General features: G+C 46.0%; 24 protein-coding genes. 14 read left to right on the top strand and 10 right to left on the bottom strand.

The window, feature by feature from the left end; genetic code table 11:
• Positions 1 to 93 precede the first annotated feature (93 nt).
• On the bottom strand, positions 94 to 3,984 hold the full coding sequence (locus tag ACUYLD_RS10800; protein WP_446674991.1) for an immunoglobulin-like domain-containing protein: 3,891 nt from the start codon (positions 3,982 to 3,984) through the stop codon (positions 94 to 96).
• A gap of 45 nt (positions 3,985 to 4,029) precedes the next feature.
• Entirely contained in the window at positions 4,030 to 4,371 is a 342-nt protein-coding gene (locus ACUYLD_RS10795) for a phage tail protein (RefSeq protein ID WP_254327320.1), read from the bottom strand.
• Between the two features lie 238 nt (positions 4,372 to 4,609).
• Between ACUYLD_RS10795 and ACUYLD_RS10790 the strand changes: the two genes are divergently transcribed.
• From ACUYLD_RS10790 to ACUYLD_RS10780, 3 genes are read left to right on the top strand one after another with little or no spacing between them, the layout of a single operon-like run.
• Positions 4,610 to 6,310 (top strand): spore germination protein, encoded by a 1,701-nt coding sequence (locus ACUYLD_RS10790; RefSeq protein ID WP_446674990.1) that lies wholly within the window; start codon positions 4,610 to 4,612, stop codon positions 6,308 to 6,310.
• 25 nt (positions 6,311 to 6,335) lie between these two features.
• Entirely contained in the window at positions 6,336 to 7,430 is a 1,095-nt protein-coding gene (locus ACUYLD_RS10785; RefSeq protein WP_446674989.1) for a GerAB/ArcD/ProY family transporter, read from the top strand.
• Positions 7,427 to 8,626: a Ger(x)C family spore germination protein gene (locus ACUYLD_RS10780; RefSeq protein ID WP_446674988.1), complete on the top strand. Its 1,200-nt coding sequence runs from the start codon at positions 7,427 to 7,429 to the stop codon at positions 8,624 to 8,626. The genes ACUYLD_RS10785 and ACUYLD_RS10780 overlap by 4 nt, the downstream gene beginning before the upstream one ends.
• Before the next feature lie 64 nt (positions 8,627 to 8,690).
• Here ACUYLD_RS10780 and ACUYLD_RS10775 read toward each other — a convergent pair whose 3' ends face one another.
• Complete coding sequence (locus tag ACUYLD_RS10775; RefSeq protein ID WP_061831257.1) at positions 8,691 to 9,239, bottom strand: PadR family transcriptional regulator; 549 nt, start codon at positions 9,237 to 9,239, stop codon at positions 8,691 to 8,693.
• Positions 9,240 to 9,406: 167 nt separating this feature from the next.
• On the opposite strand from ACUYLD_RS10775, the gene ACUYLD_RS10770 reads away from it, so the two are divergent.
• Complete coding sequence (locus ACUYLD_RS10770; protein WP_069291044.1) at positions 9,407 to 9,898, top strand: phenolic acid decarboxylase; 492 nt, start codon at positions 9,407 to 9,409, stop codon at positions 9,896 to 9,898.
• 103 nt (positions 9,899 to 10,001) lie between these two features.
• Here the strand turns inward: ACUYLD_RS10770 and ACUYLD_RS10765 are convergent, their stop codons facing one another.
• The 3 genes from ACUYLD_RS10765 to ACUYLD_RS10755 all read right to left on the bottom strand — a co-directional run bounded on the left by ACUYLD_RS10765 (position 10,002) and on the right by ACUYLD_RS10755 (position 12,613).
• Positions 10,002 to 10,448 (bottom strand): hypothetical protein, encoded by a 447-nt coding sequence (locus ACUYLD_RS10765; RefSeq protein WP_446674987.1) that lies wholly within the window; start codon positions 10,446 to 10,448, stop codon positions 10,002 to 10,004.
• 271 nt (positions 10,449 to 10,719) lie between these two features.
• Positions 10,720 to 11,106, bottom strand: coding sequence for a winged helix-turn-helix transcriptional regulator (locus ACUYLD_RS10760; RefSeq protein ID WP_250259483.1), 387 nt, complete (start codon positions 11,104 to 11,106; stop codon positions 10,720 to 10,722).
• 163 nt (positions 11,107 to 11,269) lie between these two features.
• Positions 11,270 to 12,613, bottom strand: a complete 1,344-nt coding sequence (locus tag ACUYLD_RS10755) for a glycoside hydrolase family 30 protein (RefSeq protein ID WP_446674986.1) — start codon at positions 12,611 to 12,613, stop codon at positions 11,270 to 11,272.
• A 194-nt stretch (positions 12,614 to 12,807) separates the two neighbouring features.
• Between ACUYLD_RS10755 and ACUYLD_RS10750 the strand changes: the two genes are divergently transcribed.
• From ACUYLD_RS10750 to ACUYLD_RS10720, 7 genes are all read left to right on the top strand, one after another.
• The gene (locus tag ACUYLD_RS10750) at positions 12,808 to 13,488 is read left to right on the top strand and encodes a response regulator transcription factor (RefSeq protein ID WP_061831262.1); all 681 of its coding nucleotides are present in this window, start codon (positions 12,808 to 12,810) and stop codon (positions 13,486 to 13,488) included.
• Complete coding sequence (locus tag ACUYLD_RS10745) at positions 13,485 to 15,254, top strand: sensor histidine kinase (RefSeq protein WP_446674985.1); 1,770 nt, start codon at positions 13,485 to 13,487, stop codon at positions 15,252 to 15,254. Before ACUYLD_RS10750 ends, ACUYLD_RS10745 begins: the two co-directional genes overlap by 4 nt.
• 23 nt (positions 15,255 to 15,277) lie before the next feature.
• Positions 15,278 to 15,787: a CDP-diacylglycerol--serine O-phosphatidyltransferase gene (gene pssA, locus ACUYLD_RS10740; protein ID WP_025677988.1), complete on the top strand. Its 510-nt coding sequence runs from the start codon at positions 15,278 to 15,280 to the stop codon at positions 15,785 to 15,787.
• Positions 15,788 to 15,809: 22 nt separating this feature from the next.
• A complete protein-coding gene (locus ACUYLD_RS10735) occupies positions 15,810 to 16,304 on the top strand; it encodes a DedA family protein (protein WP_013308662.1) in 495 nt (164 codons plus the stop codon).
• A gap of 87 nt (positions 16,305 to 16,391) precedes the next feature.
• Entirely contained in the window at positions 16,392 to 16,808 is a 417-nt protein-coding gene (gene psiE / locus ACUYLD_RS10730) for a phosphate-starvation-inducible protein PsiE (protein ID WP_254327328.1), read from the top strand.
• A gap of 55 nt (positions 16,809 to 16,863) precedes the next feature.
• Positions 16,864 to 17,871 carry an AI-2E family transporter gene (locus tag ACUYLD_RS10725; protein ID WP_061831264.1) on the top strand — a complete coding sequence of 336 codons (1,008 nt, stop codon included), beginning with the start codon at positions 16,864 to 16,866 and terminating at the stop codon, positions 17,869 to 17,871.
• A 239-nt stretch (positions 17,872 to 18,110) separates the two neighbouring features.
• On the top strand, positions 18,111 to 18,668 hold the full coding sequence (locus tag ACUYLD_RS10720) for an NADPH-dependent FMN reductase (RefSeq protein WP_446674984.1): 558 nt from the start codon (positions 18,111 to 18,113) through the stop codon (positions 18,666 to 18,668).
• 101 nt (positions 18,669 to 18,769) lie between these two features.
• Here ACUYLD_RS10720 and ACUYLD_RS10715 read toward each other — a convergent pair whose 3' ends face one another.
• The 3 genes from ACUYLD_RS10715 to ACUYLD_RS10705 all read right to left on the bottom strand — a co-directional run bounded on the left by ACUYLD_RS10715 (position 18,770) and on the right by ACUYLD_RS10705 (position 21,084).
• On the bottom strand, positions 18,770 to 19,693 hold the full coding sequence (locus ACUYLD_RS10715; protein ID WP_446674983.1) for a ketopantoate reductase family protein: 924 nt from the start codon (positions 19,691 to 19,693) through the stop codon (positions 18,770 to 18,772).
• Positions 19,693 to 20,565, bottom strand: coding sequence for a 3-methyl-2-oxobutanoate hydroxymethyltransferase (gene panB / locus ACUYLD_RS10710; RefSeq protein ID WP_446675182.1), 873 nt, complete (start codon positions 20,563 to 20,565; stop codon positions 19,693 to 19,695). The genes ACUYLD_RS10715 and panB overlap by 1 nt, the downstream gene beginning before the upstream one ends.
• A 357-nt stretch (positions 20,566 to 20,922) precedes the next feature.
• Entirely contained in the window at positions 20,923 to 21,084 is a 162-nt protein-coding gene (locus ACUYLD_RS10705; RefSeq protein WP_446674982.1) for a hypothetical protein, read from the bottom strand.
• A gap of 130 nt (positions 21,085 to 21,214) precedes the next feature.
• Here ACUYLD_RS10705 and ACUYLD_RS10700 point away from each other — a divergent pair, with 130 nt between their 5' ends.
• The 3 genes from ACUYLD_RS10700 to ACUYLD_RS10690 all read left to right on the top strand — a co-directional run bounded on the left by ACUYLD_RS10700 (position 21,215) and on the right by ACUYLD_RS10690 (position 23,360).
• Positions 21,215 to 21,586: an MmcQ/YjbR family DNA-binding protein gene (locus ACUYLD_RS10700; protein WP_165178939.1), complete on the top strand. Its 372-nt coding sequence runs from the start codon at positions 21,215 to 21,217 to the stop codon at positions 21,584 to 21,586.
• 141 nt (positions 21,587 to 21,727) lie between these two features.
• On the top strand, positions 21,728 to 22,354 hold the full coding sequence (locus ACUYLD_RS10695) for a nitroreductase family protein (protein WP_039270528.1): 627 nt from the start codon (positions 21,728 to 21,730) through the stop codon (positions 22,352 to 22,354).
• Between the two features lie 55 nt (positions 22,355 to 22,409).
• Positions 22,410 to 23,360 carry a ring-cleaving dioxygenase gene (locus tag ACUYLD_RS10690; protein ID WP_446674981.1) on the top strand — a complete coding sequence of 317 codons (951 nt, stop codon included), beginning with the start codon at positions 22,410 to 22,412 and terminating at the stop codon, positions 23,358 to 23,360.
• A gap of 126 nt (positions 23,361 to 23,486) precedes the next feature.
• On the opposite strand, the gene ACUYLD_RS10685 is transcribed toward ACUYLD_RS10690, so the two are convergent.
• Positions 23,487 to 26,846: a DEAD/DEAH box helicase gene (locus ACUYLD_RS10685; protein ID WP_446674980.1), complete on the bottom strand. Its 3,360-nt coding sequence runs from the start codon at positions 26,844 to 26,846 to the stop codon at positions 23,487 to 23,489.
• Positions 26,847 to 26,953 lie beyond the last annotated feature (107 nt).

Here is a 26,953-nt window from a genome sequence, read left to right as displayed (position 1 = left end):
ATAAAATATACATAAAAAAATACGGCCCCCAAAAAGCATGGAGGCCGCGTTGTATGTGCGTATACTCATCTGATCTATGAAGCTTAAAACGTCTTATTTAAGAATACGTACCAGCAGTTCAGCCATCTCACCTCTGCTGATAGCCGCTTTTGGCTTGAGTGTTCCATCTGGATAACCGCTGATCCAACCGGAGGATACTGCATTCTGGAATGCTGCGGAGGCCCATGCTGCAATCTGCTGCTCATCCTTGTAGGATTGCAGTGCGGCAGTGCTGGAAATGGATGTCTGATTCTGCATCGCGTGTGACAGGATCACCATCGCCTGTTCACGGGTAAGACTCTCATCAGGTCCGAAAGTTTGAGCTGTTAGCCCTTGAATCCATCCCTGGCGGTGAGCAAAATCCACGGCTGATCCAGCCCAGTGTCCCTGCATATCTGTAAATGAGGTAGAAGGGCTCTCATCTCCAGCAGTTCCCAATGCTCTGGTCAGTATGGCTACAAATTCTGCACGGCTTACAGCGCGATCAGGGCGTATGTTGCCGTCTTTATAGCCTTGTATCCAGCCTTTGTCTGCAAGAGATTGCAGGGATTTCGCTGCCCAATGGCCTTGTACATCCGGCCATACCTGAGCTAGCCCTTGCGAATCTGACGAATTGATGGGGTCATTTTGCACACTGGCATTATTGGTTTGAGTCTTGGCATCTGTGGCGACGGCAAAGGTACCTAACCCGGTCGTATTCAGACTCACACCCGACAACATCCCTTTTGAATCCATTACAGCAGTCCCTTTTAGAATCTCACGCTCACCATTCTCATGAATAACAAGAATGGAGAACTGGGGCTCTGCATTGTGTAACTCACCTAAGGATTCGTTATCCAGCGGTAGAATGATCGACGAGGTCCCAGTCACATTGGCTTTGATGTCTGTAACCGGACCCATCAGCGTCAGGCTGGATTGTTGCTCGGCCCAGTCACGGATCTGCTGTGCACGTTGTACATCTGCCTGCTGGAATGACAATGTAACGTCCTGCTTGCCTGAGGCCATGCTGGTTAGAGTGTCACTGGACATCATCAGTGTTCCATATCGGGATATTACCGATGCACCAACCTTATCCCATTTATTCAGTAAAGAATGAGAAAGGATAACACGACTCAGTTGCTTTTCCTGCTCCAAACGAATGTCTGCGTATGTTTTGCCTTCGCGAAGTGCTTGCTGTATCTGCTCATCCAGAAATGCCGGCGAAGGAACAAAGAGGGAGAACTCTTTCCCTTGTTCGGAAAATCCGATCTGTGGTACGAAAGCAGATAGATCCTCATTCTTATCTTTGTTAGATTTGCCTGTGTTCGCAATTACCTTGGCAGGGACCGTGACTTCTATGGCTTGCGTGAAAGCATGAGAACCATCGCTTACCCTCATAACATCCAGCATGATAGTTACAACGGAAGGAGTATCTGCTTGAATAATAGTTCGGTCTGTACGCACGATGTCTGGTTGGCTACTGCTGCTGATGGTCACACGGAAGCCATCAGGTACAACAGGCAACCTGAGCAGTGTATCACTTGTTGTAGGAGCTGCTATGCTTGTGATGGAATCCGCAACGCGCTGCGCGGTTAACCCTTGCGGATACACTAGCCCTGACGGAGCACTCTTCATGCCATTTACGTTCTGCAGCACATAGTAGCTGGCTCCTTCAGGAACAGGTGTAAATGTATATCTTCCCTCTCCCGAAGCAATTCCTTCCGCTATAAGCTCCTGCTGGGCATTGTACAGCTCAAGCCGTGCGCTCGGTAAGGCGCCTGTAACGATCACTGAGGCTATATCCTCAGTGCCTGCTGCGGCTGTAACAGCACGAGGCAGCACGTTTATACGGCGTTCTGCCGGTTCTGCCGTCCAGCCCCCATTGTCGCTATAAGCATAGTTCAATACGTATACGCCAGGTACATTTGTATCGACATTCCCGCTACCTGAAAGCTCAGGGATCAGGATATTGCCGTATACGCTGTCCAGTACGCTGGCTCCTGGATCAGTGAAGCTATCGCCGGTTTCCAGAACAATTGGATTACTGCCGTTCAATCGTACGTAAGGTGTATTCGGTAATGCCTTCAGTACTGTGATCGTGAATGTTCTTTGTACAGAAGCTGCACCTTTAGAAATAATGGCCATTAATTGTACATTCACATCACCATCTGTATATTTAGGCCGATTCACCTGACCGCTGTTGCTGAGGATATCTGGTTGATCCGAAGACCAGTCGATCTGGGTGTCAAATGCTCCTGTACGAGGTAGAGCGATGGAATCCTTAATCCCTTGCGGATAATCCAGATTCAGTGTATTTGCTGCCAAATTTACGGCTTCATCAGCGCTTACAGGCAGTGCGGGCACGAGCAGACTAAATGTTTTTCGTAGCTCAACCGCGCCTCGTGATACAACTGCTTCCAGCGTGATGGTCTGATCGCCCTGTACATAGCTTGGGAAGGTTACATGCCCAGTATGATCCAAGAACTGGGGTTGATTCGATGACCATGACACCTGAACACCATTCAGAGCATCTTTTGGCAAATATACGTCTCCCGTTACTGTCGTTATCGGCAGTTCAAGTGCTTTGTATGCTGCGTCTACGGCTTCAGTGTCGCTCATCGGCAGACGGAGTACGTGTGCAGTAAAATCCTTTGTTTTCGTTAAGCCTGCAAGTTGCAGGGTAGCCGTTAGGGTAACATCCGTATCTCCACTGTTATAGGAGGGTCTGGTGAGTGTTCCATCTGCTGCAATGACAAGAGGTTTGGACGAGGACCATTCGATCTGCGCTCCGCCATAACCGGATAAAGGAAGAGAAATATTTTCTGTTAGCGCAGACAAATCGCCAAGCGAGAGGGTGTCTGCTGCTTGATTTAATGTATCTTGAGCAGTGATCTTCGCTACGGTAACCTCAAAAGTTTGGGTATCTGAGGCGCTTCCCTTCGCAATCGTTGCTGTCAGTTTTACTTTTCGGTCACCCAGATCATACTGTGGGCGTGTGACAGCCCCCTCGTTCGTAATGATGTCAGGAGTATCCGAACTCCAGCTCACCGTCGTATCATTCAACCCAGCGAGTGGTAGCGTCAGCTTTTGGGATACGGAATCAGCTGTATCTCCAGGTGCGAAGCCTAATGCAAGAGCAGCTTTTGCCTGTGCAACTCTCTCGGCATCGGTAAGTATGTTCACTTTAACCTCTGAGGGAGTGCTCTCTCCCTTAGCATTCACAGCCTGAACCGTGTAAATTGCTTCACCTGGCGGCAATTCTGAAGTGTCTATGAATTGAGTTAAGTTACCTGAGTAAAGCGTTACACTATCTCGTATGACTTTGTATGAGGTTGCATAAGGAACAGCATCCCAGCTTAACTCCACTGTATTTCCATTTTTGGTTCCTGTAAAATGACCCGGAGCCTGCGGAACGGGCAATCGCTCGCCATAAGCTGCGAATTCCATGATGGAAGCCCATTGATTGTTTCTCGCATTTCCTTGATCAATATATACTCGCAAGTATCGTGTAGTTACAGGAGTAATACTCTTTTCAACATTAGAGCTCCCATTATTCTGGACGGTATCCACAGTTACCCAATTACTTCCGTTGCTGCTTGTTTGCAATCGGAAACTGTATGGATCACGTTGATCATGCCACCCATAATGGACACCCATACCTGTAACAACGTATCGATCTACGATATACCAGTCTCTCAGATCTACCTGAATCCATTTCTCACCGTTGCTGGCTTGATACCAGCGGCTTGTCGGTCCGATTGACCCATCCACAGCTCTGGAGGGATCATAGGGCTGGCTATAGCCACTGGATGTCGCTGGTTTGCTAAGTACCACATTTTCCCACCCGGCAGCGTGAACCTCATTCGTCCCTATGAGCAGGAACGTACCGCCGATAAATGGCAGCAATGGAACCAGCAAGCGATACGGTTTAAAATTGTTGCGTGTGAAGTTATTGCCTTCGAGCACGCCATCACCTCTTCTTCATTAAGTAGCACACCATTGAACATTTCATTATGGACGGGACGGGAATCCTCCTACGGTTGCAATGTAGTAATCTACATTCGGCATTGGAGAGGCTCCACGCAAATCAGGCAATGCAAATGTGGTTGTTCCATTCCCCCCGAAATTAGTACCCAATAGACTGAACAGTGCTGTATTTTGCGAAATAGATAAGAGCTGACCTTCACACTTTAGCCATCCATTGGGAGCGAACGTGTAAGGATACATCGTAATTTCCCCAAGATAAGGTTCGGTCGATGCTTGAGCCTGTTTGGGACTGATCGCCGTTCCCCCTAACAAAATGACCGCTAACAAACTCAACACAGCGGCTTTCTTCCAAAAATGCTTCTTCATACCTACAACTCCTTTTTAGATTCGAATAATGGCCCACGAATTCAACAAATTTGTGACATTAGTCATAGAATGAATAGATATTATCATGGAATTCCACTTTTGGCACTACAGTTCATCTATCAAATTCACCTTTTTATTCCTTTTGTGAGTAAAGAAATTTATTCCATTGTCCATGCATCTTTTTTCTAATCCAGGTAAATCTATATACAAATCATCTGGAAGTGAAGGAGGAAAGAGTATGTGGCAGGTCATCGGAACTCATATGCCCAAATGGAACGTGTGGATGGAAGCCTTCTTTTTATCCATCATACCTTTGATTATTTTTCTGACGGTACGACAAATCAGAGCGATGGATGGTCGAGAGAGCAGACGTATGGAACGATTAAAGCTTTTAGAAGAAGAAGACCGTTCGCAGCATGCAGATCATGATCCGTCTGTAAGTGAGGCTGAGAAGGAAAAGGGAACCTTTACCGAAGATTATGAAGCCAATGTAGCAAAAATCAGACAAGCCGTCACGGATATGTCGGACGTGAACGAACGATCCATTTTTCTGGAAAAATTGAACGCTGTAGGTACACTTTTTTTTGTGGATGGATTAACAGACAAGGTTGGCATGGATCAGAACATACTAAAGCCGCTGATGGATTGGGGCAGCTCCGGACAAGGCGGGGAGGATCTTCCGAGAGGAAAAGAGCTCCGGGATATGTTTATTCGTCAGGTCATGTTGGTATCGGAGACACAGTACACGTTAGAGGTGCAGTTCTCCTTGCAAAAGGTGCTGTTCGGTTCAGTCATACTCATGATACAGGGCATACCGGGTGCTTTTGTGCTGGGCACACCCAAAGGGAGCACACGAGGGGTGGAAGACCCCATATCGGAATCGGTGCTGCGGGGACCGCGAGTTGGTTTTACCGAGACCCTTAGCGACAATACGGCAATGCTGCGCAGGCATGGAGAAAGTACAGAACTGGCCATGTCGTCCTTCAAAGTGGGCAAAAGAGTGGAAAAGCAGCTGATGGTGGTGTATTTCAGAGACATTGCCGACCCGGAGCTTGTGGACGAGGTGAAGCGGCGGGTCAAAACCATTGATATGGATGAGGTGTTGGAGTCGGGCTATGTAGAGCAGCTTATTGAGGATAATTTTCTTAGTCCCTTTCTGCAAATTCAAAATACGGAGAGACCGGATCGGGTTATGGCTGCATTGCTGGAGGGACGGGTGGCGATTCTGCTGGATGGTACACCTTTTGCGCTCCTTATGCCTGTGACGTACGGGATGATGCTCCAGTCTCCCGAAGATTACTATGAACGATGGATACCGGGGTCGCTTATTCGATTTCTTCGTTTTATGGCAACTACGATATCTCTGTTCGCCCCGGCGCTCTATATCTCCTTTATCTCGTTTCATCCCGGACTGATTCCAACCAAGCTGGTCATTTCCATTATCAGTGCGAGACAGGGGGTTCCGTTTTCGACGCTGATTGAGGCCCTAATTATGGAAATTTCCATCGAAATTTTACGCGAGGCGGGACTACGGCTGCCCAAACCCATCGGTCCAGCGATGGGCATCGTCGGCGGTCTGATCATTGGACAGGCCGCTGTTGACGCCGGGATTGTAAGTCCGATTCTCGTTATTGTGGTAGCAGTCACGGCAATTTCTTCCTTTGCCTCCCCTGTATACAGCGCAGGGATCTCTATGCGTATTCTTCGTTTTGGGGCCATGTTCACGGCGTCTATCTTTGGTTTGTATGGAGTGATCATGTTTTTCCTGCTGCTGAGCATTCATATGGCTAAATTACACAGCTTCGGCGTGCCATATCTTAGTTTAACGGTCCCCCGTTCATTAAAGGACTGGAAAGATTACTTCTTGCGAGCACCGCTACAATTTATGAAAAATAGGCCCATTCTATTGAAGCATAAAGACCCTAAGCGACAAGGATGAGTTCAACAACACAGGAGGGAGCAAGATGGCCCGTGGGAAAAAAATAGATAAAATTACAACATTACAGACGACGGCAATTGTGCTTTGCTTTATGCTGGCAGCCGGGCTGCTTACTCTTCCCAGAGTAGCCGTTGAAACTGCAAAAACACCGGATGCATGGATGTCTGTCATTTTAGCAGGGGCTGCCACTTTCCTGTTCGGATGGATTATAGTCAAACTAAGTTCACGGTTTCCAGAAAGCACCTTTTACCAGTATGTTCAGCAGATAACCGGCAAAGCCATCGGCAAAGTGATGGGCATGTTGTTCGTCATCTATTTTATTTGTATAGCTGCATATGAAATTCGATCTGTGGAGGAAGTAACGTCGTTCTTTTTGCTTGAAGGAACTCCAGCGTGGGCTATTTCAGCACCTTTTATGTGGATCTCTCTGTATCTTTGCTTGGGGGGGATAGGCACGTTGGGGAAAATATGCCAATTTATATTCCCGATTACGGCGTCTATCTTTTTGTTAATATGCTTGCTGAGTTTGAATATTTTCGAATTGAATAATTTGCGTCCTGTTTTGTCCGAGGGTGTGATGCCAGTGCTTAAAGCTCTCAAGACTACAACCCTAACCTTAACAGGGACAGAGTGCTTGCTGTTTATTCTTTGTCGGATGGAAAAACCAAAGAGAGCAACCAGGGCAATCGGACTGGCGATCGGGATCTCGACCGTTTTTTATATAGCTACGCTGATCTTATGCATTGGTGCCTTTTCGGTGGAAGGGGTTATGAGCAGAACCTGGCCTTTTTTAGATTTGGCCCGCAGTTTTGAAGTGGAGTATCTGTTATTGGAACGGTTCGAATCCTTATTGTTGACCATTTGGATCATGCAAATTTTTGCTACATTCAGCATAGCTTTTTATTGCGCTTCGCTCGGAGTTTCTCAAATTTTGAATAGCTCTTATTCCAAGGTGTTATTTATTTTGCTCCCGATCATCTACGTCCTGTCCCAAATACCCAAAAATTTGAATGAGTTATTTTCTTTTGGAACGATCATCGGGAATGCAGCATTCGTTTTATTTGCTGTACTTCCACTGCCACTGCTGCTTATTTCTCGCTGGAGGGGTGTGGGGTCATGATGAAGTTCCGTTCAGGAATACTCGGAATAGCGGTTCTTCTAATATGCAGTACACTTTCAGGTTGCTGGAGCAGCTCTCCCGTGGAGGATCTAAATCTGGAGACAGGCATTGCTATGGATATAGCGACAGAATCTTCACAAGAAGAGCAAATTAATCAAAAAGGAGGAGATTATCCGAAAAAAGAGTTAATTACGGGAACCTTTCAATTTATCATCCCAGAGGAAAGCGGCGGTTCCAATAGCTCCTCACCGCAAGCTAAAAAATTTTTTAATATTACAGAAACAGGGGATTCCGTTTTTGAGATGTTAAGAGAAATTTCATTGCGAACCAACCGACCGCCCATTGGGCAACATTTGAAAACGGTTATTATCAGCTCCAGTCTGCTTCGCAAGATCCCGTTGTACGAGCTGCTGGACTTTTTCTTGGGGGATAATGACATTCGGCTCAGTGTCCAGCTACTGATTAGTACAGACAAGGCGAGCAATGCGCTTCAGGAAAAAACTCCTGGTCAAATTCCTGCCTATATCCTAAAGGATATTTTCCAAAATCGTAAACGGAACGCACGGTTGATAAAGCCCGTGGCTTTGGTTAAAGTGGTCGGGCCCATGAAGAGTAAGGGAAGTTTTATATTACCCAATGTCATTTCGACGGAGAATGAAATCAAGGTCGCAGGTGCGGGGATCATCAAAGGAAAGACGCAAACATACGGTGGTTTTCTGAATGAATCAGAGGTCGAGGGTCTTATGTGGATCAAGGGCCAATTGGTTGGAGGCGTGTTGAAAGGTAACGATCCTCAAACCGGTAAAAATATAGCCTATGAGATCAAAGCAGTGAAAAGCAGGATCAAGGCCATCGTTCAGGGGGACGACATTTCCTTCCAAGTAAAAATGACCTCAGAGGGGCGCGTTTCCGAGGTTTTAAACAAGAAAGAAAATTTGCGCAGCAACGCTGTGCTCGGACAAGAAGAAAGTATCTTTCAGGAGAAAGTGAATTCATTAGCTGAACAAACTGTAGCCAAAATGCAAAAGCTGCAGGCTGATGTCGGAGGTTTCGGAGAAGCCTTGAGGATTCAGCATCCTAAAGCTTGGCGTAAGGTCAAAGAGGATTGGGATACCACTTTTAGTACCATTCCCGTACGTTTTAGCACAGATATCCATATTGAAGATTACGGCTCTTCGATTACGACGGCAGACTAGTTTGTATGTATTTTAGAAAAACCTTCAATACCACGAATCTACGTGGCGTTGAAGGTTTTTTAGGCTATTCAAACAGGGATAGTGTATCTTCCAGCCACGTAATATAGCTTTCTTCCCGATTAATGGCACGGCTCAGCACCAGATAATGCCCGAATTGATTAGAACCGGGGGCCTGAAGGTTCTCGTCCTGCCGTTGGAGGGATTTCTTACTTTCGTACAGATACTCCAGCTTCTCTTTACGTTTGGTTATCTGGTCCTCGAACAATCGCTTGTTCTCTTCCTTGGGGATGGCTGCTGAGAAATACAGCATGAGCATAAACTCATCCTTTTCCGTTTCTGGTAACTCTTTGGGACTTAGAAGCCATTCGGTCAGTTCTTGGGTCCCTTTGGGGGTAATGCAGTACAGCTTCTTTTCCAGCTTGGCTCCTGTAATGGAGGTGCGATATTCAATAAGCTCCTCTTCGGTCAGCCTTTTTAACTCAGGATAAATCTGACTGTGTTTGGCGCTCCAAAATTGTCCGATTTCCTTTTTGAATTGACTCGTAATATCGTAGCCGCTCATTTCCTCTTTATGAACCAGGCCCAAAATGGCGTATTTTAATGTGCGTTTCAACGTAGCTCTCCTTGTCAAACGTTATTTGACACTAGTATACCATAGTGCTACAATTTATATGTATTTAAAAACATGTTTAATATTACATGTTTTGAATTGAATATTTATTATCTTTGGTCTCCTATTCAATTCATAAAAACTTATAATTTAGGAAAGAAGGATGCAAGATGGACAAGTTTATCGGCAGCCACATGATCTACACTTATGAGAATGGTTGGGAGTACGAAATATATATTAAAAATGAAGATACGATCGATTATCGCATTCATAGTGGTATGGTAGGCGGCCGCTGGGTACGTGATCAGAAGGTCAATCTGGTGAAGCTGGTGGAAAATGTGTATAAAGTATCGTGGACCGAACCGACAGGCACTGACGTTTCTCTGAACTTTATGCCTGAGGAAAAACGTATGCATGGCATTATTTTCTTCCCTAAATGGGTTCATGAGCATCCGGAAATCACTGTGCGCTATCAAAACGATTTTATTCCGCTGATGGAGGAATCGCGCGAAAAGTATGAAACGTATCCGAAGTATGTGGTTCCTGAATTTGCAGATATTACATTCATCGAAAATGCGGGTGTGAACAACGAACAATTAATTTCCCAAGCACCTTATACAGGAATGACAGACGACATTCGTGCAGGTAAACTGCAAGTGTAATCAACTCTGTGCTGAAAGTGTAAAAGCCTGGCCTGTGATACACAGTCTCAGGCTTTTTTACGTGAACTGGAAAGTGGATTGACAATGGAGTTGTGGACGATATCTAGAATGAATAGTAGACCAGGCCATGCTCTATGAGATATGAACGACTAATCCGAGAGGGGAGGATGGTCGCTGTTGGGGAGAGAATGTGCTGGTTCGCATGGGCAGTCAGATCGGATAAGGCAGATAGAGCCAGCTCTGTTTTATCAGGTCCCCAGTGATCAGCGTGGTGCTGAATATATTGCTCAGCCTCGGTTAAGGACAGACCCTTGAGCGAGGTAAACACGGAAGCCCAGCGGACGAGGTCAAAAGCGCCTTTAATTTTAGGTAGCTCATATTCCGCCAGACCTTGAGCGCCGTTACACGACATAGTAAGCAAGCCACAGCAATGGTGTTGATAAGGTTTTGAGTCAGGAAATTGACGATAGTCGTATTGAATCATTTCCATGGAACCAATGCGTAATTGGGTCGCTTGGGACGTTGTGGGCTGGGCAAGCGTCATGCTCATGCTAGAACGGCCTCCTTCTTGGATTCACTGTAAATAGGGATGGAAGAATCATACGTCACAGAGGATGTAATGTAAATCACGGATACAAGTGTAAAATGAGGATATATGGCAAAAAACGAGCTTTAATGCCAATGGAAACGGATACTTGCATCCATTTCTTTTATTATCTTGGGGAACGTCTTTATATCATAAAAAAACAACCCCAGATCTCCCCAGGGTCGTCTCTACTAAAAATATAGTTCAGCATTTCGCAAAATGCTTGTTTTGCTGATCACACGGGTGTGACGTCCTGAATCTCTTCTTCTTTCCAGATCACGTTCTCGCGATAGTTTGATCCCCAATCGTACATTGCTCTTAGTACCGGAATCAGGCTTTCGCCATGCTCTGTCAGTGAATATTCCACATGCGGAGGGACGACAGGATAGACTTTACGAAGAATGAGCTTATCTTCTTCCAGCTCACGCAATTGGTTGGTCAGCATTTTTTGCGTAATGTGGGGGATTAGCTTCTTCAATTCACCAAACCGCTTGGTGCCTTCCATACCGAGATGCCACAAAATAATCAGCTTCCATTTTCCACCGATGACCGCGAGAGTCAATTCCTTATCACAATTAATCAGCTTCAAATCAATCCGGTCTTTTACAGTAGTGATATTCATCGACCTCCTGTCCGTAGTTATTCCAAGTATACTATCTATAGCTACTATACGCAAAAGGATATACATCCATTTTGGAAACTATGCATATGCTTGGGCACTTATAGACCGGACAGGGATACCTAATGATGTGTGCAAGACTGGAAGAGTCCAGAAATCTGCGGCGTTAAGAAGGAATCACAATAGTGTTAAAGGACTCCGGCTCCAGCTCCAAGCGGTGTGTTGTTTCACCGAGAGACAGATTCAGCACACGCGATTCCTTGAACGGATTGGCGATGACTACCACCCTTTGCCCGTCTGTATTTTGAAAAGCAACTGCATTTCCAGTCCATGAGCCACGAAGTCCGATGCGTCGGGCACCCGGTAATACAAAATGAGAAAAGTGCTTCATGACGTAATATTCTGGATTCAGGACTGGTTTTCGATCCGCCGGATCAACGGTGATCATCGAATTTTGCTCCCAGCCCCATGTACTCTTGCCTTTCGGTTCCAAAACCATATTCCAGTAAATATAAGCATTCACGCCATTGGTAAAGTAGTGCTGGTACAGATTATATACATATTTGGCGTAGTCCCATGAGTTTTCTCCGTTCCCGCATTCATTTTCTGTTTGCATGTAACGAAGCTCAGGATAACTGCCAACAGTGCGCTGAATGGCATTTTTGCCTGCCCACTGGTAGCCTACGCCTTTAATATATTTGTAGGCCTCGGGGTCACTCAACACGGTGTGGGCATACTCATCGAATCCGGTCGAAGTCTTTTTCATTAATTCCTCCCACGGATCGGGTGCGTTAATGGTGCCCAGCCAAATTTCCGTATCCAGTCCGTGTTCCTCAAAAGCAGGACCCAAATAGTCGCGAATAAATTCACGCAGTTGCTCTCCGGTCCATACACAGGAAGGGAACTTCTGATCGGCAATGACTTCATTTTGAACATGAATCTGATGGATCGTAATACCTGCCTCTCGATAAGCCTGAACAAATTTGACAAAGTATAATGCATACGCTTTCAAAATATCCTTTTCCCAGCGCAGCGTGCCGTAATTGTAGGCCTTCGGTGATTTCATCCATGTTGGCGGGCTCCACGGTGAAGCGAACAGCTTCAAGTCCGGATTGAGTTGTAACGCTTCCCGAATAAAAGGAATGAGATATTGCTGATCACGCTTAATGGAAAAGTGCTGCATCTCCACGTCACCGTCTGTTTCATTGTGGCTATACCACTCCAGCGCGTAGTCACTCGCTCCAATAGGAAGTCGGCAAATCGCAAATTTGTGCTCGCCCTCTGGATGAAAGAGAGAATGAAGCACCCGATCTCGTTCGTCTTTTTCCAAATGGTTCAGGGCCACATAACCTAATTCATTAAAACAGCCACCAAATCCTTCGACAAGCTGATGTGTTTCTCCCGTAAGGATTAGATTGGCACTCTCTTGAGTATCGGTCAAATGATGAGCTTGGGATTGCCAAGCTTTAGCTTTGGAAGTGGAAAACCACTGAATGGTTTGATTACTCATGTATTACCCTCCTGTTCAAGCTTTTGTATCTCTTCTTATTATAGGGTAGGATCATAGGAGATGAGATGGTCTGAGCCACGACAAATTTGCCCTAATCCATGGTTGAATTTGCGGATGAGAAGTGTCAAGAACACATAAAGTACACATGTCTTTGATATGCTGGTGTCCTAGAATGACCGAAAGAGGGAAGTCGATTGAAGAAAAGAGTTCTTCTCGTGGAGGATGAAATACGTATTCGTGAAGTGATTGCTGACTATTTTAAACAGAATAATTGGGAAGTCTATGAAGCAGGCAATGGAAAAGATGCACTGATCTGGTTTGATTCGGTGCAGCCGGACCTGATTATACTCGATATTATGATGCCGGAACTGGATGGTTGGGAAGTGTGTCGCCAGGTGCGTAGCCGCTCAGGTGTGCCGATCATTTTGTTGACAGCCAAATCCGGTGATGATGATAAAATATTAGGCTTTGAACTGGGAGCCGATGATTACGTGACCAAACCCTTCAGCCCCAAGGTGCTGATCGCCCGCGCCAACGCGCTGATGAAACGGGTGGAGGGACATGTACAGCCGGAGTCGCATATTTTGCGGTTCGGTAGTGCCATTCTCAACACGATGGCTCATCGGCTTGAGGTGGATCAGGCGGAAGTCGAGCTGACGCCCAAGGAGTATGAGCTGCTGCGGCTGCTTATACATAATAAAGGCATAGTTATTTCACGGGATGCGATACTGAACCGGGTGTGGGGCATCGACTTTGAAGGAGATACACGAGTTGTCGATACGCATATCAAAAAGCTGAGAAGTAAGTTAGGCCGTGAATCACGCCATATCCGTACGGTTTTTGGTACAGGTTATAGGTTTGAGGAGGAAGAATGAACAAACGGGGAGTTACCTTTAAGTTGTTCATTATGACGGTTGTGTTTTTCCTGTGTTTTTACGGTATGGTGATTCTAAGTCAATTGCTGTTTTTTGAAAATTTTTATCAAGAACAGAAGATTGGTCGTGTGGAAAGCCGCTTGCAAAGCTTCGGTCAAAGTTATGTCCAGGAGGCTTGGGGATCGGGCAGGGTTTCCCGTGAGGCAGCTCGCTTTATGCTTCAGAATAAAAACCAGCTGGCGATTGTAACGCTGGACGGCAAAGTAAAGCTGGATGATGCGTTTCATATCAATCTAAGAAAAGCGGATGGTAAAATCGTTAAAATATCGCTGTCTCTGTTTATGAGCGAGTACGGAGATGAACTGAGAGCTGCTCGGATTCAGCCCGGTGATACGGTAACGGTTGAAGGTGAGGGATTAGGAACGGACGGCATCTCTACCGCCAATTTAATTTATCCAACCGGCATACAGAAGTTTGGTTTCAAAAATATAGGATCGACTTCGGAAGAGGCAAGCACAGCTGGCAGTGTAAGGTTTTCCGGTACGGTGACAGAGATTGTACTGCCGGATCTGAAAACATGGAGTCAGCGACAAGGCTTACTGTTTAGTGCGCTGGAGGAATGGTTCCCTTTATCACAGGCGCATCTGGAGAAACTTAAGAATTTCGAAGTGTTGGAGGAAGAATGGACGGAACCTTGGACAGGGGTACGCAATGCAGTCATAGTCCATCCTGTTCGTCAGGACACAGGCGAGATCGACCTCCTGTTCACAGTGACATCGTTGCAGGAAATTAGTGAGACGAATGAAGCTCTGCGCTGGTTTTATCTGTACCTAGGGATCGGGGGATTTGCACTCATTCTGATTTTGTCCCTGTTCTATTCTCGGATGGTGACCCGTCCGCTCATTGCTTTGAATAATACCGCCAAGCGGATGGCTAAGCTCGATTTTACAGCCCATACACCAATCCGGCAGAATGATGAACTGGGCAGCCTGTCCTACAGCATGTATACCCTGTCCCAGAACCTGGACACAGCTTTGCGCGAGCTTCAGGAGGCCAATCAGCAATTGGTGGAGGACATGGAACAGAAGCAGAGGATGGAGGCTGTGCAACAAGACTTTTTTGCCAACGCTTCTCATGAACTGAAAACCCCGCTGAGTATTATTAAAGGCTTCGCAGAAGGATTACAAGATGGGGTTAGCGCCGGGAAGCAGGATCATTATATGAAAGTCATTGTAGAGGAAGCGGACAAAATGGAGCGATTGGTCAAAGATATGCTGGACCTCGCCAAATTGGAATCGGGTACCCTCAAGCTTCGCAAGACGACCTTTATCTTGAGTGAGCTGGTGGAGGAGGTCGTGGACAAGTTATTCCATTTGTTGAAGGAGAAAAAGCTGGAAGTGGTCATTATTCCCGCCAATGAGATGCCGATCCATGCCGATGTAGGATGGCTGGAACAGGTGATTATCAACTTTGTTGTCAATGCCATACGACATGCTGAGGAAGGAAGCTCGATCACGATTCGTATCGAAGGTGCTGGGGAAATCAGTTTTTTTTCCATTGAAAATAAAGGTGAGACCATTCCTGACGATCAACTGGAGCAGATATGGGATCGCTTTTACCGGGCCGAGCTGTCCCGAAGTCGCCAGACAGGTGGGACAGGGCTCGGGCTGTCGATCGTCAAACGAATTTTGGATTTGCACGAATTTCGCTATAAGGCGGAGAATACCAAGGACGGCGTCCGTTTTGTTGTTATATTCGGAGGCTAAGCTACGGCAAAGGAGTTAAGAGTATGAAATGGAATTGGTTGCCCTCACTATGCACGATTGCAAACCTGGGGGCAGGGGTCTTATCCCTGTATTTCACGATTCATGAGCAATACATGACCGCTTTTATTCTCGTGGTGGTGGCTGCTTTATGGGATGTATTAGACGGTTTGCTGGCAAGGCTGCTGCATTGCTCCAGTGATTTTGGCAAACAGCTCGATTCGCTGGCGGATGTTGTCTCATTTGGGGTTGCCCCTGCTTTCTTGATCTTGTTATACAAGCTGGGAGATACCCATTGGATAGGACCGCTTGTGGCTGTTTTGTTTGTCATATGCGGTGCGGTAAGATTGGCAAGATTCAATCTAATGGCTTTTAGCAAAGGCTTTGTAGGTATGCCGATTACGGCGGCGGGTGTGATTTTGTCCTTTATGTTTTTATGGAGTGAGCATTTGAAGCCGGGGTTGTTGCTTGCATTAATGGTAGTGCTGTCGTTCCTGATGGTTAGCCGTATTCCCTTTCCGTCCTTCAAAAAATAATCGGTCAGGAGGTGGCTCCCCTATGGAATGGGTCATCAGCATGATTACACAATACGGATATATCGCTATTTTTGCTCTTCTTGCTCTTGGGATTATCGGCCTACCGGTTCCAGATGAAATTATTATGGTGTTTGTCGGCTATTTATCTTCTATTATGGTACTGAATTATTCGGTGTCTATATTAGTCAGCTTCATCGGTGCAATGACAGGGATGATGATCAGCTACACGCTAGGCAAAAAGCTGGGTCAGCCCTTGGTGGATAAGCACGGCAAGTGGGTTGGATTGACACCGAAGCGATTTGCAAGAGTTAAGGGGTGGTTTGCACGCTTTGGGTTGTGGACCATTTTGTTCGGTTATTTTATCCCAGGAGTCAGACATGCGACAAGCTATTTGTCCGGCATTAGTGCGATGCCTGTCCGAAAATATATGCTGGTGGCAAGCGCAGGTTCTCTGATATGGACGCTTATCTTTATCTCCATTGGTTATATTGCAGGGGCGAATATAAACTTTCATTAAGGTGACCCCAAAAGTAATGTAGCATTTTTCACGTATACCACCGATAATATAAATAAAGATACTGTACAACCAGTGAGGGGATCTGTATTGAATGTACTAATGAAGTATATTGAGAAGTTACCTAGTTTTCTGCAAATGATCTTGAATATCTCGCTGTTTCTGGTCGGGCTGATTTTAAGCTTCTTACTGCTAAAAGAAACATGGTCCATTTTTTCTTATGTTTTTTTGTACGCAGAGGCCGACAAAAATTACTATGAATTCACGGAAGAGTTGCTTGTGTTTTTCTTGTACTTTGAATTCATAGCATTAATAGTTAAGTACTTTAAAACCAATTTTCATTTTCCATTACGTTATTTTATCTATATTGGGATCACGGCTGTCATCAGGCTCATTATTGTAGATCATGATGATGCTAAAAATACATTCTGGTGGTCTATTGCTATCCTAGTCATGGTAGGTTCTCTATTGATCGCTAACAGTAAATTGTTAAAAAGAGAAAGTTGATGCTCAGGAAGATTGCAAAGTTGACAGTCAAGTGGGAGAGAGGGAATAAAGACGAATGGTAAGAAACTGGATGAATCATGCGGGCGTCAGGCGGGTAGCCGTCCTTGCGATAATCGTTTTGCTGTTGTTTATGTTAAGAAGCATGATGAATATTATGTTGTTAACACTGCTGCTTACGATCTTGATTGGCAGTATATATAACGGAGTGAATAAGCTGGTCAAGCGGTTCGTCAATGTGCCGTCAATGATCGTGCTACTACTGGTGTATGGGTTGCTAATTCTGATTATGGTGTGGGGCGTTTACCGAATGGTGCCGCTAATCGTTGTACAGGTCAAGCAGGTGTATCTCATGATTCAGCAAGCGTATATGTATCCTGATCGTAATCAATGGAACGAAACGATTATCGAATTTATGGACACGCTGAATGTTCAGCGGCTATTTGAGCCTGGCCTGAGTGCAGTGATGAAGGTCAGTCAATTGGGAACACAGCTTCTGGTGTCGATTATTTTGAGCTTGTTCTTCCTGATGGAAAAATCCTATATTACACGTTTTACAGCTACGTTTGTAGATAGCAAGCTGGGTTGGTTTTTCAAGGAAGTGGGTCATTTTGGCCGTATGTTTCTGGGTACGTTCGGGAAGGTATTGGAGGCTCAACTGCTGATTTCACTTATTAACTGTATATTGACCACGATTGCGCTCTGGATTATGGGCTTCCCTAATCTGCTCGGTCTTGCGCTCATCATTTTCGTACTGGGATTGGTTCCGGTGGCAGGTGTGTTTATCTCACTGGCACCGCTTGGCCTGATCGCTTTCAGTGTCGGCGGCATTCAATATGTGGTTTATCTGGTTATTCTGATCGTGGTGATTCATGCAATTGAGGCCTATTTCTTAAATCCGAAGCTGATGTCATCCAAAACGAATTTACCGATCTTCTTTACCTTTGTCGTACTTATTTTCTCTGAGCATCTGATTGGTATTTGGGGCTTGATTGTAGGTATTCCGTTGTTTGTTTTCTTCCTGGATCTGATTGGGATAAAACGCAAGCAAGAGAAGGATACTTGATTCAGCACTACAGATTCCACCCTAGTATAGTGACTATTGATTCATTACCAATGCCTGCGAAGCCGCAGGCATTTTTTTATTGCCCGTTTGTTCATAGGAAGAATCGCTGACGTTCATTATCATGCAGGAGGTGTCCAACGGCATTCTAATGCATTTTCACTTACTTTTTAATTCTCTTGTTAGCTATAGTACACTAAATATGCAAGATTAGATCAAGCTTAAAGAAATGAGATGATCGGATGGAACGGAAAATTAAGGTATTGGCTATATCGGGTAGCCTTCGTCAAAAATCCTCCAATACAGCGCTTATGAAGGCTACTATGGGGCTGGCTTCTGAAAATATGATGTTTACAGTCTATGATGGATTGGGGGATCTTCCGCATTTTAACCCTGACTTGGATGTAGAGGAGGGGGCAGCTTCCGTAAGAGAGCTGCGGGAACAATTGAAACAAGTGGATGGAGTGCTGATCTGTACACCGGAATATGGGAATGGTGTGCCGGGTGCTTTGAAAAATGCCTTGGATTGGCTCGTATCTTCAGGTGAATTTGTAAATAAACCTACAGCAGTCATCAGCGCGTCACCGTCTCCTATGGGCGGCCATCTGGCGCATGCCTCGCTACTGCTCACATTGCAAATGATCAATGCAGAGATTGTGGAGAATGGAAAGGTCATTATTCCGCATATCACCTTGAAGCTAAGCCAGGAAGGTGAAATTACAAACGCTGAAACTAGGCAGGAGCTAGAAGCATTACTTCAAGGGCTTGAGCAAGCTTGCTTAAGCACAGGAACTCTTTAGATTTTTGAAGTTTAATAAAGGAAAAGCAGCGGCAGTCTAAGATTTCATTGTCACCTTCGAAGCTGCCGCTTCCTCTTTTAATTGATTTTAAAGTTTGAATTTTAGACGGTGTCCAATAAGTTCTCGTATACCTTTAATCGGGCATATACCGTTTCGAGTATGGGGTAAACAGTATTACTGGTTGAAGCCAATGCAAGCAGTGAACCATGTAGATGACTGGCTTCAATCGGAAGCTTTTTATGCATATCGCGTTGCATGGATGACATCATCTCTGGTCGTAAGGATTCCATCGTTTTCAGTGTATGAGCTTCCATCTCCGAATCAATCGGCATCCCTGTGTTGCGAGCAAGTGTGACAATCTCATGCAGCAGCTTTTCGTAAATAGCACGTGACTCTGCCGTGGCAAGTATAGTCCCAACCGAGGCATCCATCAGTGTTGTAATTGCACTCAAGCTGGCAACGAATATATATTTCTGCCAAACTTCACGCTGAATATCGTGACTTCGTGCCACTGTGAAGCCTGCATGATCAAGATGATTCAGCAGCAGTTGTGTACGCTCTGATTGCACTCCGTTCCATTCACCGAAGACGATACGGTGGAACGGACTTGTCTGAACAATAGAACCATCATGATCCAACGTAGTTTCAATATAACAAAGTCCACCCAGCACTTTTTCAGAACCGAATTGTTTGCGCAAAAAGTCAAAATGTTCGTAACCATTAAGTAACGGAAGAATCATGGTATGATCACCGACATAAGGCTCAAGATCGAATTGCAATTGGGGAAGATGATACGCTTTGACCGAAATGATAATACAGTCGAACGGATCGGCAGCTTCACCATTTGTAATAGCACGGATTGGCGTCTGGAAATCTCCATGAACACTTCTAACAATTAGACCGTCTTCTGCCAACTGAGATTTTTTTGAAGGGCGTACGAGGAAGGTCACGTCTTCTCCTTTTTGAACAAGAAGTCCCCCAAAATAACCTCCAATCGCCCCTGCACCTACAATCAGAAATCGCATTATAGGGTCCCTGCCTTTACTTTTGCATTCCCGTATAATCCTTCTACTACGTTCTCATCTGCCTTAAAAACATGCTCCTCGCCTGGGAAAGAACGATTCTTCACGTCTTCGACATATTGCCCGATGCTGTTACGAATCAAAGCACCTATATCCGAATAGGTTTTGACGAACTTTTTCTCCCGGTAAGGTGCTGAGTATTGTAACATGTCATGATACACCAAAACCTGACCATCACAGTATCTCCCCGCACCGATGCCAATGACCGGAATAGATATCTCCTGGGTGATGTTCTTCGCCACTTCCTCTGTCACCAGCTCCAGCACGATGGCAAAAGCTCCCGCTTGCTCCAGGGCCCGGGCATCATTTAGAAGGCGTTCAGCGGCCTGTGAGTTTTTACCTTGAATGAAGTATCCGCCGATTTGATGCACAGACTGTGGTGTAAGTCCGATATGTCCCAGCAGGGGAACGCCAGATTGAACAATTCGCTTCACGGTGTCGCAAATTTCCATGCCCCCTTCTAGTTTTACGGCATGAGCATGTCCCTCTTGCATGAGCCTGCGCACATTAGTAAGGGCTTCTTGACTACTCCCGTGGTACGTCATAAAAGGCATATCCGCGACAATAAATGTATGTTCCGCACCGCGCACGACAGACCGTGTATGATAGACCATATCATCCATAGTGACGGGCAGTGTGGAGTTATAATTAGATAACACATTACCTACGGAATCACCGACAAGGATGATATCGATCCCGGCTTCCTCAGCCAAACGAGCAGATGGATAGTCATACGCCGTAATCATACTTATAGGTGAACCTTCTTGTTTCATTTTCTTCAATTGCAAAATATGAAGTGCTTTCGAGGTTGCCATGGTTGCATTCAAATCCTTTCCTACCTTTATTTTAGATCACAAAAAAAACCTTTCAGCACATGGCTGAAAAGGTCCGAAAGGCAAAAAAAGAGTCAATTTGCGACCGTTCTTTTGTCTCGGTCCTTGCGGATCAGAGCAAAATCCAACGAGTTCACCTCCATAGGCTCACACATCTACATATTGAATTACACTAACTAGAGTACCGTTCGAATGTATCGATACAGCCTCTCACGGAAGTATACCAAAATATAGGGCTGTTGCATAACATTCTCTACTATATGAACAAAACAAGCCCCTCTAACTTCCTGTTCGGAAGTGAAGGACTGTCAGCTTGCAGATACAGTATGTAAAATATCGCTAAATCTTTAGGACGTGTATGAAGTCATGGACGGTCGATAAATTCATATAGAAAGGATTGACCCTTCCGGTAGAAACGCCTTTTTGCTTGCGCGTCATATCTGGCTTTTTGACTGAGCCGTATAAGGCCAAGCCAAACAATGTGTGTGTGAGGGTATCCATAATGACTCTCCTTTTAGCACAGTTCCCTAATTGTAGCACGGACCCGGTGTATTCGGAGTGCACGGAGATGATATAATAGGGCGCAAATAGGTTCATAGTTCGACAACTTGGAGCAGAGGAGAGAAGGCTGGTGTTTGAGCAAATTGTAGCATATGGTCTGAGCCAAAAAGAGGCTGTTAAGGATTATCCATTTGGTGCTGATCCCCTGGTACTAAAAGTAGGGGGCAAGATGTTTGCACTTCTAACTGAAAAGGATGACATTTGCCACGTATCCTTGAAATGTGATCCAGTCATTGCGGTAAATCTGCGTGAACAAAACAAGGCGATTAAGCCAGGCTATCATTTGAATAAAAAGCATTGGAATACGATTGAGGTTGATGCTACCTTCCCACTGGAGGATTTGTACAGCATGATCGACCATTCGTATGAGCTGGTCTTCAAGAGCTTAACCAAAGCGCAACGCGAAGCGATTACGATGAGAATACGGGCAACGGATCTGTAAAGGGCTGGTATAAGCCCTTAGGTTGTATCCAAAAATACTTATTAACATTATTATAGTTTTACTTGACAGAAATCACGAATGGATATATTCTTAATTTAAAGATAATTCATTTGAAAATAATATCAAGGAGTGGAACTTAACATGAGCGAACTGGTGAATATTATTCAAGAGAGAAGATCAGCTTCTAAATTTATTCCTGATGTTACTATAGATGCAAAAGAACTAGAAGAAATATTTCAGCTGGTGAAGTTTGCTCCATCGGCTTTTAATTTACAGCATGCGCGTTATATCGTAGTGCAGGATGCTGATACCAAACAAAGACTGCATGATGAGGCAAGTAAGCAGTATAAAATATTAACGGCTTCGGCGACCATTGTAGTGCTGGGGGATACAGAGGCTTATACCAAGGTAGCCGACCTCAACGAAGGATTCCTGAATTTGGGCGTTCTGAGCAAGCAGGAATATGATAGCACAGTAGAGTCGGTAACTCAGTTTTATCGCGAGCGGGGACCTGTCTTCCAGAGAGAAGAAGCGATCCGTAATGCCAGCCTGTCGGCTATGCAATTGATGTTGATTGCCAAGGACAAAGGCTGGGATACATGCCCGATGATCGGTTTTGATCCGGCGAAGGTGCAGGAAGTACTGAATATTCCAGAGCAATTTGTACCGGTAATGATGATTACCTTGGGTAAAGAGGACGAATCGGGTCAGCGGGCACGGGGATACCGCAAGCCGGTTGGACAATTTGTCAGCTACAATGGATTTTGAAATTTGTAAATCATTTGTGTAAATAAATCAACATGTTAATGAAGGAGTGATAAAGATGTCATTGAAAACCGCTGGAATTCACCATATCACGTCCTTTGCAGGCGACCCGCAGGGCAACGTTGATTTTTACGCAGGCGTACTTGGTTTGCGATTGATTAAAAAGACGATCAACTTTGATGCTCCAGAAGTATACCATTTGTACTTTGGTAATGAAGAGGGCAGCCCGGGCACGATCATTACTTTTTTTCCAGCTCCGGGTACACGCAAGGGTAAGATTGGAGGCGGACAGGTCGGGATTACGACGTATGTCGTGCCGTCCGGTGCTTTGGAATACTGGGAAAACCGTCTGCACAGCTTGAAAGTATCTTTCACGAAGGCCACTCGTTTTGACGAGTCATTCATCCAGTTCCGAGACAACGAGGGCTTGCATCTGGAGTTGGTGGAACGGGAAGATGGCACGTTGAACACGTGGACAGCCGGGGGTGTGCCTACGGATAAAGCTATCAAGGGCTTTGGCGGGGCGGTACTGTACAGTGCGGATTCCAAACATACGCAAGGGGTGTTGGAGAACGTCCTGGGGATGACTCTTATCGGAGAAGACGCAAATGCAGGCTACATCCGCTATCAGACGACAGGTGATTTGGGCAACCTAATCGATATTCCGGTCAAAGATGTCCCGTGGGGGAATGGCGGCGCCGGTACGGTTCACCATATTGCCTGGCGCGCGCAGGATGATACGGAGCATCAGGCGTGGAACGAATGGGTTCATCAGCATGGTTTTGGGACCAGTGGTATTGTAGATCGCCAATACTTCAATGCCGTATACTTCCGCGAGCGGGGCGGTATTTTATTCGAGATCGCAACCGATCCACCCGGATTTACCGTGGATGAGGAATTGAATGAGTTGGGACATAAGCTGATGCTGCCTGAATGGTATGAGCCTCAGCGTACCCAGATTGAGTCTAACCTGGTTCCCATTGAACCTAGAGTATTAAAACAGGATTAATCTGTTTGATCCAAACAATCATATTAGAACGAAAAAGGTCCAATGCGGGAAAATTTTTACCGTCAATTGGACCTTTTTTGCATGTGGAATTGTCATACTAACGTAAAAATAAGCGTGGAGAGTTGGCTAGATCATGAGCAGTTCGCGAATCTCCAGCTCGGTCAGTGCCGAAAGGGTTTCTTGCCCCGGCTGAATGACCTGGTCGATCATATTTTTCTTTTTTTGTTGCAGCTCATACATTTTGTCCTCTACCGTACCTTGGGCGACGAGACGAATAACCTGCACGACTTTTTTCTGGCCCATTCGGTGTGCTCGGTTGGTAGCCTGCTCCTCTACAGCGGGATTCCACCACAGGTCATACAAAATGACCGTATCTGCACCAGTGAGATTCAGGCCAGTACCTCCTGCTTTTAGGGAAATCAGGAACAGCTCGCGTTCTCCTTCGTTGAAGCGACTGCACAGCTCGACTCGTTCCAGAGCGGGAGTCTGCCCATCCAGGTAAAAGTAGGACACCCCTTCTCGAGCAAGCTCGCGTCCGATCATTTGAAGCATTGTGGTGAACTGTGAAAAAATGAGCATCCGTTTCCCGGAGCTGAGACATTCCGTAATGATCTCCAACAGCTGTTCAAATTTGGCAGAGCTACCTGTATATCCTTCGATGAACAAGCCTGGATGACAGCAGAGCTGACGAAGTCGGGTCAGGCCTGCGAGAATTTTAATCCGATTTTTCTGAAATCCTTCCTCGTTGAGATGCTTCAACGTTTCATGCTGAAGCTTGGCCAGATAGGCGGTGTACAGCTTTTTTTGATCTGGCAGAAGCCGGGATACCTGCACGGATTCGATTTTCTCCGGCAGCTCCTTGAGGACATCACTCTTAAGACGGCGCAGCAAAAACGGACGAACCCGCTTGGCGATCACATTTCGAGGCAGGTTGTGAAACGCTCTTTTCCCGCCGGGAAATAGCGCGGGAAATACAACGTCAAAGATGGACCACAGCTCTTCCAGCGTATTTTCTACGGGCGTTCCTGTCAGGGCAAACCGGTAACGAGCTTTTACATCCTTAACAGCCTGTGCCGTCTGGGTGGCATGGTTCTTGAAAGCCTGCGCCTCGTCCAGAATGAGCGTATGAAACGATGGCTTGCTGTACACATCTGCATCGCGCCGTAGCAGCGGATAGGACGTAATGACGACGTCATAACTGGCGGCATCCCGTATGATTCGGCCGCGTTCTTCCGGGCTGCCATCTGCGATAGTGACGCGGACGTGTGGAGCAAATTTCTCCAGCTCATTCCGCCAGTTGTACACCAGTGATGCAGGGGACACGATCATGGCTGGAAGCTGCTGGCTGCGAATCTCCGGCAATACTGAGACGAGAAAGGCGATACTTTGCAGCGTTTTACCCAGCCCCATATCATCTGCCAAAATGCCCCCAAAACGGTAATGCGCCAATGTCTTAAGCCATTGAAAGCCGTAAACCTGATAATCTCTCAAGATTGGGGCAAGCATGTCTGGAACTGGAAAGTCGAGATGGTCTGGGTTGCGTATATTTTCCAGTAGCTTGCGAAAGGTTTTACCCAAAGTCAGATTTTTTCCATGATCGTGAGGATCAATTAAGTACAGTCCTTGCGTGACGGGAACACGAATTTGTGCTGCATCCAGATCACTTTTGCGGATACCTGTTTCATTCATGAACCGAATCAATTCCTTGTACTCCTCTGTTTCGAGCGGCAGCAAGGCACCATTCGGCAGACGGTGATATTTCTGTTTTTCCTCTAACGATTTGAGCAGTTTGCGAATTTCCGGTTCCGGTATGCCCTCCATATCAAATTTAAATTCAAGCCAATCTGTACGTTCATCCCACTCCGCGCGTATCCTTGGGGTAGGCAGAGTATTGTTTATTTTTGCTTTGACTGCACCTGTAGCATAGACGTCCAGCAGCTTTTCCAGCTGCGGAACAGTATGATACAAAAAATCATACTCTGCATCTTCATCTTCCATAAAATATCCGCTATCTGTTCTGGCAAAGGAGCTATGCTCCATCAGCTCCAAAATCCGCTGCTCCTGTTCCCCATCACGTATTAGAATTCGGTCGATACCAGGCGTTCGTGTATCTGTTTCCAGCGGGTTGATGATGATATCCCCATATTGGAACTCCAGCCCTGCCAGCAGCTTGTCTCTTACCCGGTCCAGATATAGCTTTGCCTTCAATGGCTGCTGTGTGACCCGATCTGAGACGGACCGAGTCATATGAACACGTCCGAGCTTCATTAACCCGGGTACAACCTTGTCCATAAAAGATTCCATCTGCTCTGGCGCAATCTGAACTTTTCGCCTGTGGTGTACTTCTACCATCCGTTTTAGCTCGGACAAACGCCGTAAGGGATCGGCTTTCTGTTTGACAAGCTTGCCATCGGCAATGACGACACCATAGTCTTCCATGATGGTCAAGTCATCTAATCCTTGAATGCTTAGCTGGTAGCCTTCGATTTCGGCCTCATCAAATTCAAATTGCAGCGGAAGCATCAGGTCGGACTGGGGAATACCCTCGCTCATGTTTCCGTGAATTTCAAAGTAGACGCCCTGTGCTGCTGTCAGCAAGGGGAGCAGCTTTTCCCAAGCCGCAGGCGGGATGAGGAGCATTCGCTCGCCGCTCATATGACTACTGGAAGATGAATACGTGCCTGAGGTTTCCCGAATCATACGCTCATGGTGGCACACTTGGGATAATTGCTGGAGAATAGCGTCATGTTCAGGTCGGAAGCGGTATACCTCAGGCTCGTATGAGAAGCTTTTCGTGAACATGTAGCTATCCCCACGGTCAATACTATCCAGAAACGGACGAATTTTCTGCACGATATATAATCGTTTGGGCCCAGCCTTCATTTCCACACCAAACATATATTTTTGGTAACCGTAGGCAAAAGGCCGGATGATGAACTGAAAATCCAAGACCGCGCGAGTATCCAGCAGGGTTGGTGTGCTGCGAAGCGGTCGCTTGCGGTCAAATAGTTTTAACATACTGTCGGTCAGCTGGAGATCGCCTCGTGTGATGTCAGAGGATCGTGCCGTTCTAGCAGTGTGATCATATGGAGCATCTGTAGATGTGTACATCCCGTCTGAATCCATGCTTCCTGCTGTATCTGGGGCAGTACCGGGATGAAGCCTGGAGGCATAGGAGCGCACAGACAGACTTTTTCCACGGCGTATATCATGGGCGTTAAGGAGAACAGCTGCGATATGTTTACAATATCGTCCAGTGTTCTGAAATGTGCTACAGGTGCATTCTGCTCGGATACTTCCATTGGATCGGATCATCGCCGCAACAGCATAAAAGCTGCTTCCTTTGACCGTAGCTTCGTACACACCTTCATCATGATCTATTTGTGTAAAGGCCACTCTTTTGGCCCGGTAATAGGCATCCCCGTCGTCATAAGCGGCTTGACTGCATAGTTGTCTGATGGCTCGCCGGGTAAGTTCAAAACTCATGATTCGTAATCCTTTCCTGGGTTATTCCGTTTTCTTACATGATAACAGAACAGACAGGAGGATGGACACTTGGGTGCTTATCTGTGGGTTAGAGAAGCTTTTACAAG

It is taken from the genome of Paenibacillus sp. SER-28 (genome assembly GCF_052906305.1).
Note: the sequence above shows the minus strand (reverse complement) of the source record. Positions and strands in the feature narration are given on the sequence as shown.